16 protein-coding genes and 3 pseudogenes are annotated in these 15,872 nt (G+C 35.5%); 12 read left to right on the forward strand and 7 right to left on the reverse strand.

The window, feature by feature from the left end; all coding sequences use genetic code 11:
- Nucleotides 1-180: 180 nt before the first annotated feature.
- Together SPD48_RS03875 and SPD48_RS03880 are read left to right on the forward strand one after the other, a co-directional pair.
- Nucleotides 181-669: a GNAT family N-acetyltransferase gene (locus SPD48_RS03875; protein WP_336256747.1), complete on the forward strand. Its 489-nt coding sequence runs from the start codon at nt 181-183 to the stop codon at nt 667-669.
- A gap of 319 nt (nt 670-988) precedes the next feature.
- Complete coding sequence (locus SPD48_RS03880; protein ID WP_336256748.1) at nt 989-1,240, forward strand: hypothetical protein; 252 nt, start codon at nt 989-991, stop codon at nt 1,238-1,240.
- Nucleotides 1,241-1,513: 273 nt separating this feature from the next.
- Here SPD48_RS03880 and SPD48_RS03885 read toward each other — a convergent pair whose 3' ends face one another.
- A complete protein-coding gene (locus SPD48_RS03885; protein ID WP_336256749.1) occupies nt 1,514-1,639 on the reverse strand; it encodes a recombinase family protein in 126 nt (41 codons plus the stop codon).
- Between the two features lie 287 nt (nt 1,640-1,926).
- On the opposite strand from SPD48_RS03885, the gene SPD48_RS03890 reads away from it, so the two are divergent.
- The 10 genes and pseudogenes from SPD48_RS03890 (at nt 1,927) to SPD48_RS03935 (ending at nt 10,152) form a co-directional block, all read left to right on the forward strand.
- Nucleotides 1,927-2,796 carry an alpha/beta fold hydrolase gene (locus SPD48_RS03890; RefSeq protein WP_336256750.1) on the forward strand — a complete coding sequence of 290 codons (870 nt, stop codon included), beginning with the start codon at nt 1,927-1,929 and terminating at the stop codon, nt 2,794-2,796.
- Between the two features lie 172 nt (nt 2,797-2,968).
- A pseudogene (locus SPD48_RS03895) lies at nt 2,969-3,718 on the forward strand (DUF899 domain-containing protein).
- A gap of 422 nt (nt 3,719-4,140) precedes the next feature.
- Entirely contained in the window at nt 4,141-4,677 is a 537-nt protein-coding gene (locus SPD48_RS03900) for a GNAT family N-acetyltransferase (protein WP_336256751.1), read from the forward strand.
- A 531-nt stretch (nt 4,678-5,208) separates the two neighbouring features.
- Nucleotides 5,209-5,379 (forward strand): annotated as a pseudogene (locus SPD48_RS03905) (MarR family transcriptional regulator); the annotation flags it as partial.
- A gap of 18 nt (nt 5,380-5,397) precedes the next feature.
- A pseudogene (locus SPD48_RS03910) lies at nt 5,398-5,762 on the forward strand (alpha/beta hydrolase); the annotation flags it as partial.
- 105 nt (nt 5,763-5,867) lie between these two features.
- Nucleotides 5,868-6,422, forward strand: a complete 555-nt coding sequence (locus SPD48_RS03915) for an NADPH-dependent FMN reductase (protein WP_336256752.1) — start codon at nt 5,868-5,870, stop codon at nt 6,420-6,422.
- Nucleotides 6,423-6,428: 6 nt separating this feature from the next.
- The gene (locus SPD48_RS03920; protein ID WP_336256753.1) at nt 6,429-6,557 is read left to right on the forward strand and encodes a hypothetical protein; all 129 of its coding nucleotides are present in this window, start codon (nt 6,429-6,431) and stop codon (nt 6,555-6,557) included.
- A 153-nt stretch (nt 6,558-6,710) separates the two neighbouring features.
- A complete protein-coding gene (locus SPD48_RS03925) occupies nt 6,711-7,814 on the forward strand; it encodes a glycerol dehydrogenase (RefSeq protein WP_336256754.1) in 1,104 nt (367 codons plus the stop codon).
- Nucleotides 7,815-8,254: 440 nt separating this feature from the next.
- A complete protein-coding gene (locus tag SPD48_RS03930; protein ID WP_336256755.1) occupies nt 8,255-9,616 on the forward strand; it encodes an FAD-dependent oxidoreductase in 1,362 nt (453 codons plus the stop codon).
- Nucleotides 9,617-9,657: 41 nt separating this feature from the next.
- Entirely contained in the window at nt 9,658-10,152 is a 495-nt protein-coding gene (locus tag SPD48_RS03935) for a GNAT family N-acetyltransferase (protein WP_336256756.1), read from the forward strand.
- Nucleotides 10,153-10,460: 308 nt separating this feature from the next.
- On the opposite strand, the gene SPD48_RS03940 is transcribed toward SPD48_RS03935, so the two are convergent.
- The 6 genes from SPD48_RS03940 to SPD48_RS03965 form a co-directional block, all read right to left on the reverse strand.
- Complete coding sequence (locus SPD48_RS03940) at nt 10,461-11,879, reverse strand: polysaccharide deacetylase family protein (protein WP_336256757.1); 1,419 nt, start codon at nt 11,877-11,879, stop codon at nt 10,461-10,463.
- A 117-nt stretch (nt 11,880-11,996) separates the two neighbouring features.
- Nucleotides 11,997-13,532, reverse strand: a complete 1,536-nt coding sequence (locus SPD48_RS03945; RefSeq protein ID WP_336256758.1) for an FAD-dependent oxidoreductase — start codon at nt 13,530-13,532, stop codon at nt 11,997-11,999.
- A 113-nt stretch (nt 13,533-13,645) separates the two neighbouring features.
- The gene (locus SPD48_RS03950) at nt 13,646-13,849 is read right to left on the reverse strand and encodes a DUF6501 family protein (RefSeq protein ID WP_336256759.1); all 204 of its coding nucleotides are present in this window, start codon (nt 13,847-13,849) and stop codon (nt 13,646-13,648) included.
- Nucleotides 13,850-14,107: 258 nt separating this feature from the next.
- Nucleotides 14,108-15,067: a peptide-methionine (R)-S-oxide reductase MsrB gene (gene msrB / locus SPD48_RS03955; protein WP_336256760.1), complete on the reverse strand. Its 960-nt coding sequence runs from the start codon at nt 15,065-15,067 to the stop codon at nt 14,108-14,110.
- A 39-nt stretch (nt 15,068-15,106) separates the two neighbouring features.
- Complete coding sequence (locus SPD48_RS03960; protein WP_336256761.1) at nt 15,107-15,484, reverse strand: hypothetical protein; 378 nt, start codon at nt 15,482-15,484, stop codon at nt 15,107-15,109.
- A 144-nt stretch (nt 15,485-15,628) separates the two neighbouring features.
- Entirely contained in the window at nt 15,629-15,853 is a 225-nt protein-coding gene (locus SPD48_RS03965; RefSeq protein ID WP_336256762.1) for a YneF family protein, read from the reverse strand.
- Nucleotides 15,854-15,872 lie beyond the last annotated feature (19 nt).

Consider the following 15,872-nt stretch of genomic DNA (forward strand, 5'->3'; position numbering starts at 1 on the left):
AGTTATAAAACTGATTAGTTGCCAGGTAATGTGAATAAATGTATTTAAAGTAATGGGTGCGTTAATCCAGAAGGTTTAATACTATTTTTATCGAATTTATTATAGTAACGGGGAAGGTTTGTTCAATAAAAAGGAACGTTAAAAAAGAGAAACAACTTTAGTTTTAGGGGATGATTTTAGTTGTTTAAAACAAAACGATGTTTTATTAACACCTTTCTAAAATCTGACTATGTTGATGTCAGAGAATTATTTGTAAATCAGGAGGTAAGAAAATTTCTTGGTGGCATACGTCAGGAAGATTCAATTAAGGTAGTATTGGACGAAATGCTTAATTCGAGTGATGACTCTTTTTATTGGGTTGTTAGAGAAAAACATACAGATAATTTTATGGGGTTAGTTTCTCTTGACCCTCATCACGAAGGCCATTTCCTAGAAATATCATATCAATTTTTGCCAAATTGGTGGGGAAAAGGTTATGCAACAGAAGTAGTTCAGTTAATAATTATTTTTGCTTTAAATGAATTAAACCTTTCAAAAATAGTTGCTGAAACACAAACCGCAAATATTTCTTCGTGTAGGCTCTTAGAAAAATTAGGTATGAAATTAGAACGCACAATTAGCAGGTTTGGAGCTGAGCAAGCAATTTATTCCATTAGTCGTACTAATTAGAATCGAAGAAGTCTTCCTTCAACTAACCAGCTAATAGAAACTCGTCCCTTATTACAACACTATAGGGTGCAAAAGTTAAACAAGGCGATCACAGTAGGGTCGCCTTTTTCTTTTGGACAAACTTCTAATATTATTTTTGGAATATTATGTTAGTATTGAAATAGAGATATTGAGCTAACGGGGCAGGTTAGTTTAATAAGAGATATGAATTCTTTTTATATCGCATTTGACACATATTGTGAAATATAATATTCAAAGAAAACAATTGCACCAAATGATTTTTGAATTAATATTGAAACTTAATTAGGGAGATGGTGAAGTGAGCGAAATAGATAAACGAAACAGATTAAGTGAAGAACCATTCGCTTATCAAATAACGAAAAATGGAACGGTAATAATATTTTACAGAGGTAAACAAATTAAAATTGTAAAGGATAAGGAGGCTGAGCGTCTAATAGCAAGGATCAGAGCAGTTGAAGATAATGTAACTGAAGTGCAGTTATTGTTAGCTAAAATTACAGGTAACTTTAAACGTGGGAACGAGAAATTCGGTAAAAATAAGAGAAAATAAATTAATCCTATACTTCCTAGTTCGTCTAAAATATGCAATTGAAGAAAAGGTACTTATTCAACTGGGTGCGTTATTCCAAGAAGGTTTACACTATTTTTATCGAATTTATTATAGTAACAGGGAAAGTTTGTTCAATAAAAAGGAACTTTAAAAAAGAGAAACAATTTTAGTTATTAAACGCAGTTTTAGGGGATGATTTTAGTTTTTTTTGGGGTAAAGGTAGCATCCAGAAATTTTGGGGCCATCTGTCCAATAAATGGAATTGAACGACTATCAACTAAAGCCCGTAACCTTTTCTTCAAATATGTATTCTGGTTCAACCCCTTCCTTAATAAGTAAATCCTTTTGCAATTCTAATGACTGTTCCTGAGTGGAAACACGTGCGTATCCTAACTTCAATTTTCCTCCACTTCCGTCTATAAAAGGGTTGTTAAGATGATTTGATACACTTTGAATTATAGATGAGTTTATAAACTGAATAAATAGCTTTTTAAATAATTTTTGTGATTTTCTATAAAGGACACAAAACGACCGTTTTATATACTAAGGTTATAACTGAGCAATCGAAAAGAAATATTCAACAAGTGTATATGATAATCTTATGAAAAGGGTTGATCTAGATAGAAATGATCAAAACAATACCAAAGGAAGCAAGCCGACAAACAATACAAAGGAGGAGAAATGATATGACATATAACAACGAAAGGATAGTCCAAGCTAACGGGGTCGACCTCTGCGTCGAGACTTTCGGAAATCCCGCGGACCCGGCGATCATCCTTATTAGCGGCGCTCCGTTGGCTTGTTCAATGCACTGGTGGGAGGACGTGTTCTGCGAGCGCCTCGCAGCAGGCTCCCGATTCGTTATTCGCTATGACACCCGCGACTTCGGCCGATCCGTCACCTACGAGCCGGGGGATCCGCAGTACAGCCTCCGCGACCTGGCTGCGGACGTCGTCGGCCTGCTCGACACCTTCGGCCTGACCAACGCCAATCTCGTAGGTTTCGGAGTAGGAGGATGGATTGGCCAACTAGTGGCACTTGATTATCCTGATTGGGTAACAACATTAACTCTGATTTCAACAAGACCCAACGCTCATGGTCCTACTGATCCCGACCTTCCAGAACATTCGGAGGAGTTCATGGCACACATTGGAACAGCGCTGGAGCCAGACTGGTCAAATCGGGCGGAAGTGATCGATTACATTGTCGATTTTCAACGTGCACTTTCCAATACACAGTTCTTTGGCAAAGCGACTAAATATGACCTTGCATGTCGCATCTTCGATCGAGCCGCAAACATTGTTTCGAGTATGAAAAACCCGCCTCTAATTGACAAGGGAGATCGTTGGAGGGAACGACTCGGAGAGGTGAGTGCCCCTACACTCGTGATTCATGGCACCGAGGACCCCTTCTTTCCCTACGGCAATGCCCTTGCACTAGAGAAGGAGATTCCTGATGCCCAATTGATTGCCTTGGAACAGATGGGACACGAACTGCCTCGGGCGGTCTGGGACGTGGTCGTACCTGCCATTTTGCGGCACACGTCGGGCGGTTAACAATCATTGAAGCGATCTGAATGGTCTTCCCCACTTCAGCAACTAAGGAGCCTTGAAAATGGTACTGGTCAGCAGATCCGTCGATTCGGACGGACAACTCGACCGAACTTTACAAGCCCTATACATAAGTATTCGGTATCAACTACATCTTATAAGAGAAAGGACGATTACAATGAACAAGGAAAACATTAATTTGGCAAAAAACAAGATTGCACTTCCAAAAGTTGTCTCTCAAGACGAGTGGCTCACAGCGCGTAAGGAGCTTCTCGTCAAGGAGAAGGAAGCTAGACGTGCGCAAGATGCGTTGGCCGCGGAGCGGCGCAGGTTACCGATGGTTCGAATTGATAAGGACTATGCATTTGAGGGTCCGGACGGCAAAGCAAGTTTACTCGACCTATTTGACGGGCGACGCCAGCTCATCGTCTATCACTTCATGATGGAACCGGGTTCGGATCACCGCTGTCCAGGCTGCTCGTTATTAGTTGACAACATCGGCCACTTAGCCCATATGCATGCCCGAGACACCACCTTGGTATTGATGTCCCGTGCTCCACTGTCGCAGATTAAGCCGTATAAACGGCGCATGGGTTGGACGGTCCCCTGATATTCCTCGTACGGCAGCGATTTCAACTACGACTTTGGGGCCACCCACGAAGGTGGCGAGCAGGGTGGTGTGAGTGTCTTCCTTTGGGATAACGACCACGTCTTTCACACTTACCACACAACGGACCGCGGGACCGACATTCTTTTCGGCACGTACAACTGGCTTGACATGACACCGTTCGGCCGGCAGGAAGACTGGGAGGACTCGCCTGAGGGATGGCCGCAAACCCCGCGGTATGAGTGGTGGCGCCTCCATGACGAATACGATCACTCTAAAGGTTCGGGCTCCTGTTGCAATGTGAGAGAGAGCCACTTGTAAGTGTTTCATTTTGCTCCAGTGTCATTGAAGCACAATTGCTTTATAATAAGCGTCTTACTTAACCGTCTTAAGCCTACTTAAGACGGTTTCGTTTTAATCATTACACCTTATCCCCAAAAGAATCTACCCCAATTATTAATTAATCACACAGGGTTCAGGGCGTTTTTGGAAAAGTTCAACCTTTGTAAACAAACTGTTCTCAATAAAAGGTGCGGTGATATCACTATGAATTGTGAATGTGCTTTAAAAGAATTGATTATTAGATTAATCGTTGCTGAAATGAAGAGATTCGAACTAGATTCCGCAGGGAATGGAGAGTCTTAGCTATTACAATTAAATATTAAAACTGATTTTCAAATCTAAGAGGGTGTATCTAAAACTAAAAAGTTAAACTAAGTATTCTATCATAGGCGGAGGATTATATGAGAAAATTTTATGTCGCATCGAGCTTTAAGAACAAAGAAACAGTTATGAATAAACTAATGGGTGCTAAGAAAAGAGAGGTATCTTTGGATATTAAATACCTTGTCTATGACACCATCCCAAACAACAAATTATTAAATGGTATAATAAATCTATACAGTGATGTATTTGGTGGTAATGATAAGGAATTGCTAATCAAAATGAAAAATAAACCCAAATTATTGTTTAATATTGCATTATACGATCAAAAAGTCGTTGGATTTAAGATTGGATATGAACTTGATAATAATAAATTCTATAGTTGGTTAGGTGGAGTGCATCCTGATTATAGAAAACATGGAATTGCTCTAACTCTAATGGAAAAACAACATGAATATTTAAGGGGAAATGGCTATAAAGTTGTCCAAACAAAAACAATGAATAAATGGCGGAATATGTTGATACTGAACATAAAAAATGGATTTGATGTTATTGAAACTTATACCGATGATAACGGATTGCAAAAAATAGTTCTTGAAAAAACATTACTCAATTAATTGGGGCAAGAGTATATCAAGGTGTTCTTAAATTGATTAGCTTTTTCTTTACTTGATAGCAAATATTATTCGAACATTATGTTAGTGTTGAAGTGAGATATTAAGTTAGACTTTCTTGTCATTGAACATTATGGGAATTTAGGAGTGGTGTTATTTATTATATTAGTTTATATAATATATATTCATTCCGAAAAAAGGCACGTTTATGATTCGGATGACGCTATTATTAGAACAACTTCATATATTATCTAGCACATCAACGTTTGTTATGTTCACAGAATACTAAGAACATAACTTTTAATTTTCAGCTTGTGATAAGCTAAAGTTGAGTTAATTATCCTATTTTTAAAAGTAATCGTAAAGTGCAAAACATTGAGCTAAAAATATGTTTTAGTGATAATTGACCTGGGATATGGAATTACCAGATATAATATTTTTTAGACGTTCAATTAAAATGAGCGTCTTTTTTCATTGTATCTCATCAATTATGTACATTCTTAGACTATCATTTATAAATAGGCAAGAGTGGTAATGTATTGGATAACTAAAGAGAAAACGGAAGAAAAAGTGTCATTGAAGTTATTTGTTGTTTTAACTAGAGCAATTAATTCAGAAAAAAAGTATGTCGAAAAGGATATAAAATCTTGGGAGCCTAATCCAACTGAATTTGCAGTACTTGAGTTAAATTATAGTAAAGGCGATTAGCAGAAACAAAAAAATGAATTTGATCGAGATAAGATAATTACTCTTAGTTACTCAAATGAAGCAAATATTGCAGCAAGTTTATTATTTCATTATGAAAATGCATCGAAAGCTGCAATTCTTCATCGTTCAATGGTTCCAAGAAGAGGGCTAGAACTACCTGATTTAACGGGTAAGTCAGTTTATATTTCGGGTATAACGAACGACCCAATTTGTTCACCATCTGTATCATTGGAACTGCACTCATTATTGGAAAAGCAAATGTAAAAGTTGAACTTTATTGGGAAGATAGAGGTCATCAATTGACTACTACGGAGGTTGAATCAGCTAATGAAACAACTCCAACTTTTAATAACATGCTAGGGTGGGTAAAAAAGAACTAAAGAGTATTGTTTTTCTTCTTTGAATGATTAGCAATACTAAAGGGATAATAAAAAAGAAATCTACGTAATTACCCAATTCATAAAAATCAGAGAGGAAAATGTATAATGACAAAAGTTGGCATTTTGGTCGGGAGTCTTAGAAAAGAATCTTTTTCAAAAAAACTTAGCATAAATGTTGCATCTTTATTCCCCGAAGGATATGATGCAGAATTTATAGAAATAGGAAATTTGGTTATATATAATCAGGATTTTGACGATGAACATAATGTACCTTCAGAATATACGACCTTCCGTAACAATATAAAGGGAATGGACGCTGTTTTATTTGTGACGCCTGAATATAACCGTTCTGTACCTGCTGTACTAAAGAATGCATTAGATGTAGGTTCTCGTCCTTATGGAGCAAATGTATGGAATGGTAAACCAGCAGCAATTATTAGCCAATCTCCTGGAAACTTGAGTGGCTTTGGTGCTAACCACCATTTACGTCAATCACTAGTATTCTTAAATATGCCAATACTTCAACAACCTGAAGCTTATATTGGTGGCATGGCTGATTTATTGGATGAAAACGATAAGATTAAAAATGATGGGACGGTTAAATTCTTACAATCCTTCGTCGATGCGTTTGTCGATTTAATTGAGAAACATCAAGCATAAACGTTGATGAACATAAAAGATTTTGAAGGCCGTGTTATCCTAAGTACTGTAGTTGCAATTGTTGTTGGACGTGCAACTACACTGGATTTTGCACATTTCAGTACAAAAGTAACGATTGGTGACGTAGATGATTGATTGTCCCAATGAAGGGTATCTCCTTTGACGGGATAGTTTATTCTGGATGGAAAATTATCATAAGATGCTCGTGCTGAATATTTATTGGTAGTTAGATTATTTTAATGTTATACGTAAACAATAAGATGAAAAAATAAAAGGAGAATGCTTTAAATGTTAAGAACAGTAAAATCTGTTACATCACCTAAAAAATTTCTCGTGGGTCAAGACTTATTGGGGGAATTATCCATATATACAAAAACATATGGCGACCATGCGTATGTTATATGTGATGAATTTATACTGGAGCGAGCAAAAGAAGAAGCTGGTAAATCCTTTGAGAGAGAAGGACATAAGAGTGAATTTGTGATGTTCAATTATGAAATTAGCCAAGAAGAAATTGATAAACACCGTGAAGCGGTCAGAAAATCTGGAGCTAATGTCATTGTAGGTATCGGAGGCGGAAAAACATTAGATACAGCTAAAGCAACTGCCTATTATGAGCAATTGCCTGTAGTCATTTTTCCAACGATTGCTTCAACCGATGCTCCGTGTACAGCACTTGCTGTTATTTACAATACAGACGGTTCATTTGATCATTACTTGTTCTTACCGTCAAATCCAGACGTTGTATTAGCCGATAGTAAAATATTAGCGGCAGCACCGACACGCTTTTTTGTAGCTGGTATTGGTGACGCGCTAGCTACTTATTTTGAAGCACGTGCATGTTACCGTAAAAATGGTGATAATTTAGCGAATTTAAAACCATCACTTTCGGGATTAGGATTAGCTAAAATGTGCTATGAGACAATTTTAGAGTATGGTTTACAAGCTAAACTTGCAGTTGACCAAGGAATTTCCACTCCAGCAGTTGAAAATATAATTGAAGCGACTATTTATTTAAGTGGTGTCGGTGCCGAAGCAGGTGGTTTAGCTGCTGCCCATGCTATTCATAACGGAATGACTGCTGTTCCATCACTCCATCATGCACAACACGGTGAAAAAGTCGTATTTGGCGTACTCACACAACTTGTATTGGAAAGTGCGCCAAAAGAAGAAATTGAAACAGTTATTAATTTTATAAAAGAGGTCGGTCTGCCATTAACATTAAAAGATCTTGGTCTTGATGAATTTCGAGAAGAAGAATGGCAGAAAGTAGCTGAAATTGCTTGTGCAGAAGGGGATACGATGAAGAATATGCCACATCCAGTCACTCCAGATGATGTATATCAAGCGATTATATCTGCAAACGCGTTGGCTGAACATTATCGAGATTAGTTTATCATTGACTATTAGATAACTATGTTGGTGAAAATTTATCATAATTGATCATACTGATTCTCAAAGAGTGCATAAACTGAACTGTGTAAGTGACAGCCTATGGCTATTACTTCGCAGTTTAGTTTTTTATTGGTAAAATAAAAATGAAAGGTTAAATGACGGAAAAATTAACAATTACTATGATTTGCAGTAGTATACGTAAAGATTCGTTCAATAGGAAACTATTAAACAGCATTGAACCATTGAACGTATAGCACTCGAACATTGGAAGATTCATCACGCAGAGTTAGAGACGATTTGAAAATTGGATCCGTACATTCCGCAATAGCGATTGATGCATGACATATAGGATTATTAACAAGAGGATAAGGGAGTGATAATCGGACTGTTTTTACTTTAATGACTTTAAATTTTACATAGGGAGCGAGGTGTATTTTATGAAATATGTGATTATTGGTGGAGATGCAGCGGGGATGAGTGCGGCCATGCAAATTATAAATTATGATCGGGATGCAGAAGTTGTTACATTGGAGAGAGGTAGCATTTATTCTTATGGACAGTGTGGACTTCCCTATACCATCAGCGGTTTGATTCCTTCAACCGATGATCTTATTGCAAGAAGTGTTGAAACCTTTCAAAATAAATTTGGTATCGATGCGAGGATTTATCATGAAGTACAATCCATTGACCCCAAGACAAAAACCGTTGCAGGTCAGGATACACAATCTGGAAAAATGTTTCGCATGTCATATGATAAATTATTGATTGCCAGTGGCGCGAACCCTATAATTCCCGATTGGAAAGGAATTGGTCTTAGTGGTGTACATACGCTTAAAACGATTCCAGACGCCGATCAAATCATTCAAAATCTTACTAAAGAAGTTCAAAATGTGACAGTTATTGGTGGGGGATATATTGGCCTTGAAATGGCGGAAAGTTTCAGAGCCCTTGGAAAAAATGTCCGGTTGATTCATAGTAGACCGTATGTTGCCAAAATGTTTGATGCTGATATGGCACAGTACATCCACGATGAAGCTGAAAAACATCACATTGAATTGATTCTGAACGAGAATGTAACTGCCATAGAAGGTCTTCGGTCTGTTGAGTACATACGAACAGATCAAAATCTTTATAAAACCGATCTTGTATTAATTTCTGCTGGAATTAAGCCGAATACATCTATTATTAAGGGGACTGGTATTACTACGGGGATTAAGGAAGCTATTCAAACGAATCGTTACATGGAAACCAATATAAAGGATATTTATGCAGCAGGGGACTGTACGCTACAATATCATATGGTCAAAGAGCAGGATGACTATATTCCCCTAGGGACAACGGCCAACAAACAAGGGCGTATAGCTGGGCTGAATATGGCTGGACAACCTAGAATATTTAAAGGAATTACTGGTTCATCTATTATAAAATTCATGGATTTGTCATTGGGAAAGACCGGGTTATCTGAGTGGGAAGCCAATAAATTTAACATCCCCTATGGCGTTGTAAAGATTGAGGCGAAGGACATTGCCCACTATTATCCAGGATCTCGACCGATTCATATCAAGCTAACTTACAGAAGTGACAATTATCGATTGCTTGGCGGACAAATTATCGGGGAAAAGGGTGTCGATAAACGAGTGGATGTATTGACTACAGCCCTTTTCAATCAAATGACAATCTTTGAGATTGAGGATCTCGACTTAAGTTATGCCCCTCCTTATAATGGCAGCTGGGATCCAATTCAACGAGCTGCAAGACAGGCAATGAGAGGGTTGACAAAAACTACTAAAAACCATTAGCATATTAGTGATATTATAAAATAAAATCAGGAGTGATAAACATGAGCTATAAAAAGTACGAAGGTCAAAAAATCACAGTTTATTTTGACAAAGAAATTTGTCAACATGCAGCCGAATGTGTAAAAGGATTACCAGAAGTCTTTAATGTAAAAGCAAGGCCATGGATTTCTCCTGACCAAGCAGACGAAAAAAAGATAGCAGAAGTTATTCATAGGTGTCCAAGTGGGGCACTGAAGTATCAACTTAAAAGTGAGGGTGATACAAAAATTGAAATTAAACAAGGTTCTCAGTCGTTTTATATAGGTAACGAGGAAAATAGTGAGGCAGAAGTTCATTTTGTTCGTGCAGGAAAAAATCGGATTATTCTAGATCATACCCATGTAGCTGAACATTTAAGAGGGAAAAATGTAGGTCAGCAATTGGTGAAAGCTGCAGTAGACTATGCAAAAAAAGAGAAGTTACTAGTGGTCCCATTATGTCCATTTGCAAAAGCAGAGTTTGATAAACATCCTGAGTATCAAGAATTACTAGGATGAGCAAATATCTGTTGGAAAGACAAATTAACGCATGAAATTCTCCTTATCGGAACAGTTGTTGTTAACTAAGAATTTACGATAACATTTCACATCATATGCCTAGGAACTAATTGATATAGTATCTGAAGTTAGATAAACACTGTATCAATTAGTTTCTAATAATAGATATTTCGAGAACTGAGAGGGTTGAGTCATTGTTTTGTTTGTAATATATTCTAGTTTACATAATATATATTATAGGAAGTTAGATATAATTTTATAAAAAAAGACAAATGAAATTAATCATTTGTCTTTTAATAGTTTGCCAGTTAATTTCCATAGTATGGTCCTATACCTTCATCTTCAAATAACGTTAGCAATTCTGAAACTGTTACAAATTCATAGCCTTGTTTTGATAGTTCATTCAATACCAATGGTAATGCATCAGCAGTAGTCTGATGAATATCATGCATAAGAACGATTGCCCCAGGTCGAGCTTTATTAATCGTTATATTATAAATGGACTTTGCATTTCTAGATTTCCAATCTAGCGTATCGATAGACCATAGAATAATAGATTGATCTGAATCATTGGCAAGATCAATGACTTTTTGATTATATTCTCCATATGGTGGCCGAAAAAGGCTTGGAGTAATACCAGTAACTTCCTCAATAACAGTTTTTGAGTTCAATAATTCATTATCAATTCTTTTCTTATTTGCAGCATTTAAATTTACGTGACTTTCACTATGATTTGCCAGTTCATGCCCATCTTTAAGTACTTGATTTGCAATATCAGGATAATATTTAACATTATTACTTAGCATAAAAAAAGTAGCTTTTGCGTCATATTGTTTTAATGATTCTAGAATTTGCTGAGTCACTTGATCGTGTGGTCCATCATCAAATGTCAGTGCTATATATTTACCGTCTTTATCTAATTGAAGCTTTTTTCTAGCTTCTTTTTTCTCAACTTGTTTGATTTCCTCGGTTAAGCTATCTGAAATTATTATCTTTAAATATGGATTTTTTATATTTTTATGTAATTTAATCAAAGGTATTTCAACAGCTAATGTGTCATTACTTTTTTCTAAATGATTTGGATTAATATAGATAATCAACATATCATTATTTACAATCCAATTGATGTTATCCAAATTGCTGAAATTTTCTTTAAAGGATGTTTCATTGATTTGTTTTTTAGAATCGTCAGTCAATAAATTCCATATATTTTCCGATTTTATTTTATCGGTATCAAATATATCCGAAAAAGAAAGAAAAGAATTTGTTTGTAAATCAATCATATATGTTTTTACTTGAGAGTATTTTCGATCATTCTGTAAAAAGTGTTCTACATTTAAAGCATAGTTATATATATGATCATTGATTTGATAAACGTCAGTATGTAAATTAAAATGGCCTGAAACATCCTCGTCTAGTAATAATTCTGTTTGTTTTACTTCTTCATAAAAACTTTCTTCTTGTTCAATCGCCCAATAATTTATTGGTTGATCAATTTCTTCAATTTTAGAAAAAGGAATCGACATAAATGATGTGTAGGAGTCAGATTCCTTTGTTTCCGTCATCAATTTGATCCCTTTTTCTATCTTTTCACTATTTACTTTCACCGAAATGTATTCTTTGTCAATCGAATAAATGGACTGCGTAATTTTACCTATTAAAAGCAAAAATAAAATACAAGCCATAATAATCATAGGCCATTTGAACCGTTTTTTCTTGTCTGCCATTATGCTGCATTTCCTTTCAATTTCTAATTTAAGGAAAACTCTAGTGGAAAATGTCTAGTTTTGTCTAAATTAATTATATCAGAATAGCATTAAATGACAATAATATTTCAAGCAAGTTTATAAGCCTAGATCGATTTTTTTTAACGGTTTTACTGCTGGTCCGTTTAAGATATCGCCAGTATACGTATATCTTGATCCATGACAAGGACAATCCCAAGAATTTTCTGCATTATTCCATTCTACTTCACAACCTAAATGAGTACATGTCGTATCGACGGCATGAACGACCCCCTCATTATCTTTATAAACACCAGCACGTTGGCCGTTTACCGTAGAAATACAAGCCTCATTCGATTGAAGATTTTCGATTTCTACATGAGTTCGCTCCAATTTTCCCTTGATTAGATGTTTTGCAACGTCTGAATTATAACTGACAAATTTACGAATTGCCGGATCTGCTTTAATGTTTCTACCAGGAGAAAAAAACTCTTCGTAACTATTTTCCTTATCCATTATTAAATCAGTAAGTAGTTTAGCTGCATTAGTACTATTCGTCATCCCCCATTTTCTATATCCAGTAGCAACGAATACGTTATGTTGTGCTTTTGTTACTCTTCCTATATAAGGAACTTTATCGAGGGTTACTAAATCTTGTGCAGACCAGCGGTAAAGAACTGATTCTACATGAAAGTGTTTATCCGTAAATTGATATAGGGATTCATAATGATTCATCATCGGTTCATTACTTTGGCCAGTCTTATGTCCATCTCCACCAATTAATAATAAATCTTCGTTATTTATTGTGATTGGTCTAATTGATCTTGTCGGGGTTTCGGCGTTAATATACATACCGCCTTTGATTTTCTTTTTAGTTTTCGCAGCAATGATATAAGATCTTGCAGCATACATTTTTACGGGATAAAATCCTTGACCATCGTAAAATGGATAATGGGAAGCTTGGATAACGTAACGACATATGATTCTATGATCGTCTTCTGTAATTATAGTTGGACCTTTGTTATATTCAATAGTTAATGCTCTTGTTTGCTCATAGAACTTTACTCCATTTTCTTGGCATATCTTTATTAAGTCTTTTAAATACATAAGTGGATGAAAATAAGCTTGATTCGTCATTTTCAATACTTTCTTCACTGGAAAGGGTAATTCACAATCGTCCGAAATTGAGCCTTCAATATTTAATTTTTCATAGGCCTTATGTTCGTTTTCGAGTTTTGTAATATCATCTTTAGAGTTTGTATAAATATATGCATCATCCTCCGTTAAATGACAAGATATATTATGTTTCTTAATCGTTTGCTCGATAAACTTCTGCGCCTCATGATTTGCTTCATAATATAATTTTGCACCATCTTCGCCAAAATGTTTAATCAATTCATCATAAATAAGCCCATGTTGTGCGGTAATCTTTGCAGTTGTATGTCCAGTTGTCCCATTTAATAGGACACCTGCATCGACGACACATACTTTAAATCCTTGTTGTGAAAGTAAATAAGCTGCAGTGATACCTGTCATACCGCCACCTACTATGCCTACATCAACTTGGATTTTTTCATTTAATTTTGGGAAATGAGGTACATCGACTGAATCATGCCAATAGCTTGTCGATTTATTTGGTAAGTTGTTCTGGTCCATTAGCTCTATCTCCTTATAGTTTATCTTACTTTGTACCATTCCCAGAATAAATAGTATATATGTGTAAGAAAAAAAGAAATAGATTAATTTCTATTTCTTTTTTAAAATACATATTAAATTGTTGTAAAGTATTCCTTGTAATATCCAGCGACACGATTACTATTATCTATTACAAAAATAAATTCATCCGTCTCGTTAATAACATCATATTCTTTTCCCTTGGTTAACATATTATTAACTTTATATTTCTTTGCATCTGAATGAATGCATTTTACTCGTTTGACAGGCTTATTTTTTTCCCAATTTAAATGAATCATCTATATTATCCCTCTTTTTGTTTACATAATATAATTATGGTTAACTAGTAATGAAAGAATTTTACAACCCCTGTTTTCTACTATATACAGAATACAGAGGTTGTCGATATCTGAAATTGACCGATTGGCAGCGTATCTTACTTCTTTCTAGGAAGTTTCATATGCATCAGCATCTCTTCTACCCTCTTAAGCTTAACGTTGTTCATATCTCTTTATGAATTCAACAAACGCTTCTAGGATTCATCTTACTAAAATGGCTTAGTCAAATAAATATAAATAGTTACCGTATCCCTCTTTTTCCATATCTTCTTTCTTTATAAATTTTAATGCGGCCGAGTTAATACAATAACGTAAACCACCTTGTTCTATTGGGCCATCATCAAAAACATGACCTAAATGAGAGTCCCCATCTTTACTTCTTACTTCCGTTCTAATTCTTCCATGAGACGTGTCTAAGTGTTCGGTGATTTGTTGATTGATAACCGGTTTTGTAAAGCTTGGCCAACCGCAATTGGCATCAAATTTATCTTTAGATGAAAAAAGGACTTCCCCAGATACAATATCTACATAAATACCCTCTTCATTATGATCCCAATATTCATTATGAAATGGTTGTTCTGTTCCACTCTCTTGCGTAACAAAATACTGCATCGGGGTTAACTGTTCTTTTAATTCCTTTTTATTATATTGCTTTTGCCAATTGTCTTTAATAAACTGTTCTCTGCCTGATCCTTTTTTATATGTCTTATAATGGAAATGATTCTTTTTATAATAATATTGGTGTTCTTCTTCAGCTGGATAAAAAGGTTTGGCCTCCATAATTTTGGTTACTATGGGCTTTTTAAACTTTCCACTATTTTGAAGTTCTTCTTTTGATTTTTCCGCTATTTCTTTTTGTTTGTCGTTATGATAAAAAATAGCCGTTTTATAAGAATCTCCACGGTCATGGAATTGTCCTCCAGCATCTGTCGGATCTATTTGTTGCCAATATAAATCAACCAACTCGTTATAGGAGAAGATCGTTGGATCATACGTTATTTGTACTGCTTCTACGTGACCAGTGGTATTTGAACAAACTTGTTCATAAGTTGGATTTTCAACTGTACCACCTGTATATCCTGAGATTACCTCTTTAATTCCTGGTCGTTCATCAAATGGTTCAACCATACACCAGAAACATCCTCCTGCAAATGTAGCTTTTTCTAAGTTATTTGTCATGTTCAGTCCTCCTATAAGTTGTGTTTTTTCTTTATTCAGCTATATAAATAATTTTGGAGAAGGTCCTTCATACGTTATATCTGGTTCGACAGAGTTGTCGTCATTTAACTCAGAAGATCCACCATTCTCTTTTATTCCATCATTCTCTTTTATCCCATTAAATGCTTTTACTAAATGATACATTTTTGGCACTTCTTCCAGAACAGGTCCATATTTTTCGAAAAATGGAGTACTCGATTGAAGCATTTTAATTATATATTGAATATATGCTAGCCCTCTAGCTAAATACTCGTTTACTCTTCCTGCGACCTGTGTCCTTATATAGCCTGGTTGTAGCAACAGATTATTATTCGGAGATAAATAATTAGCACTTCTAACTGGTTGAAAAATGATTGTATGATAATTTTGGTTTACCATGTTTTTTCCCTCCATACACTATTCTAAATTATTGTATGTAAGCGGAGGGGCAGATGTAACATTTATCTTAACAAGAAATTACATAAAAATCTATGAAAAAAGCCACCTCCTTTACAAATAGTAAAAGAGAGCGGCATATTTTTTTTATTTCTTATCCATTTGATTGCTCATTGCACGCATCATTTGATTGATTTTCTTTTGCGACGGCTTTTGACCCATTTGCATCATTAACGTACGTAACATTTGTTCATTAATTGGTGGATTCTTTTTTAAATAGTTCATCATGTATTTTCTTGCAATGAAAAATCCAAGCGCAACTCCCGCAATTAATGCTAAAAGAGCAATTAGCACTACCCATATTGTTGACATGAGACAACTTCCTCCTTAA

The organism is Pseudogracilibacillus sp. SE30717A (assembly GCF_037071985.1).
In the GTDB taxonomy this organism is placed as follows: Bacteria; Bacillota; Bacilli; order Bacillales; family Amphibacillaceae; genus Pseudogracilibacillus.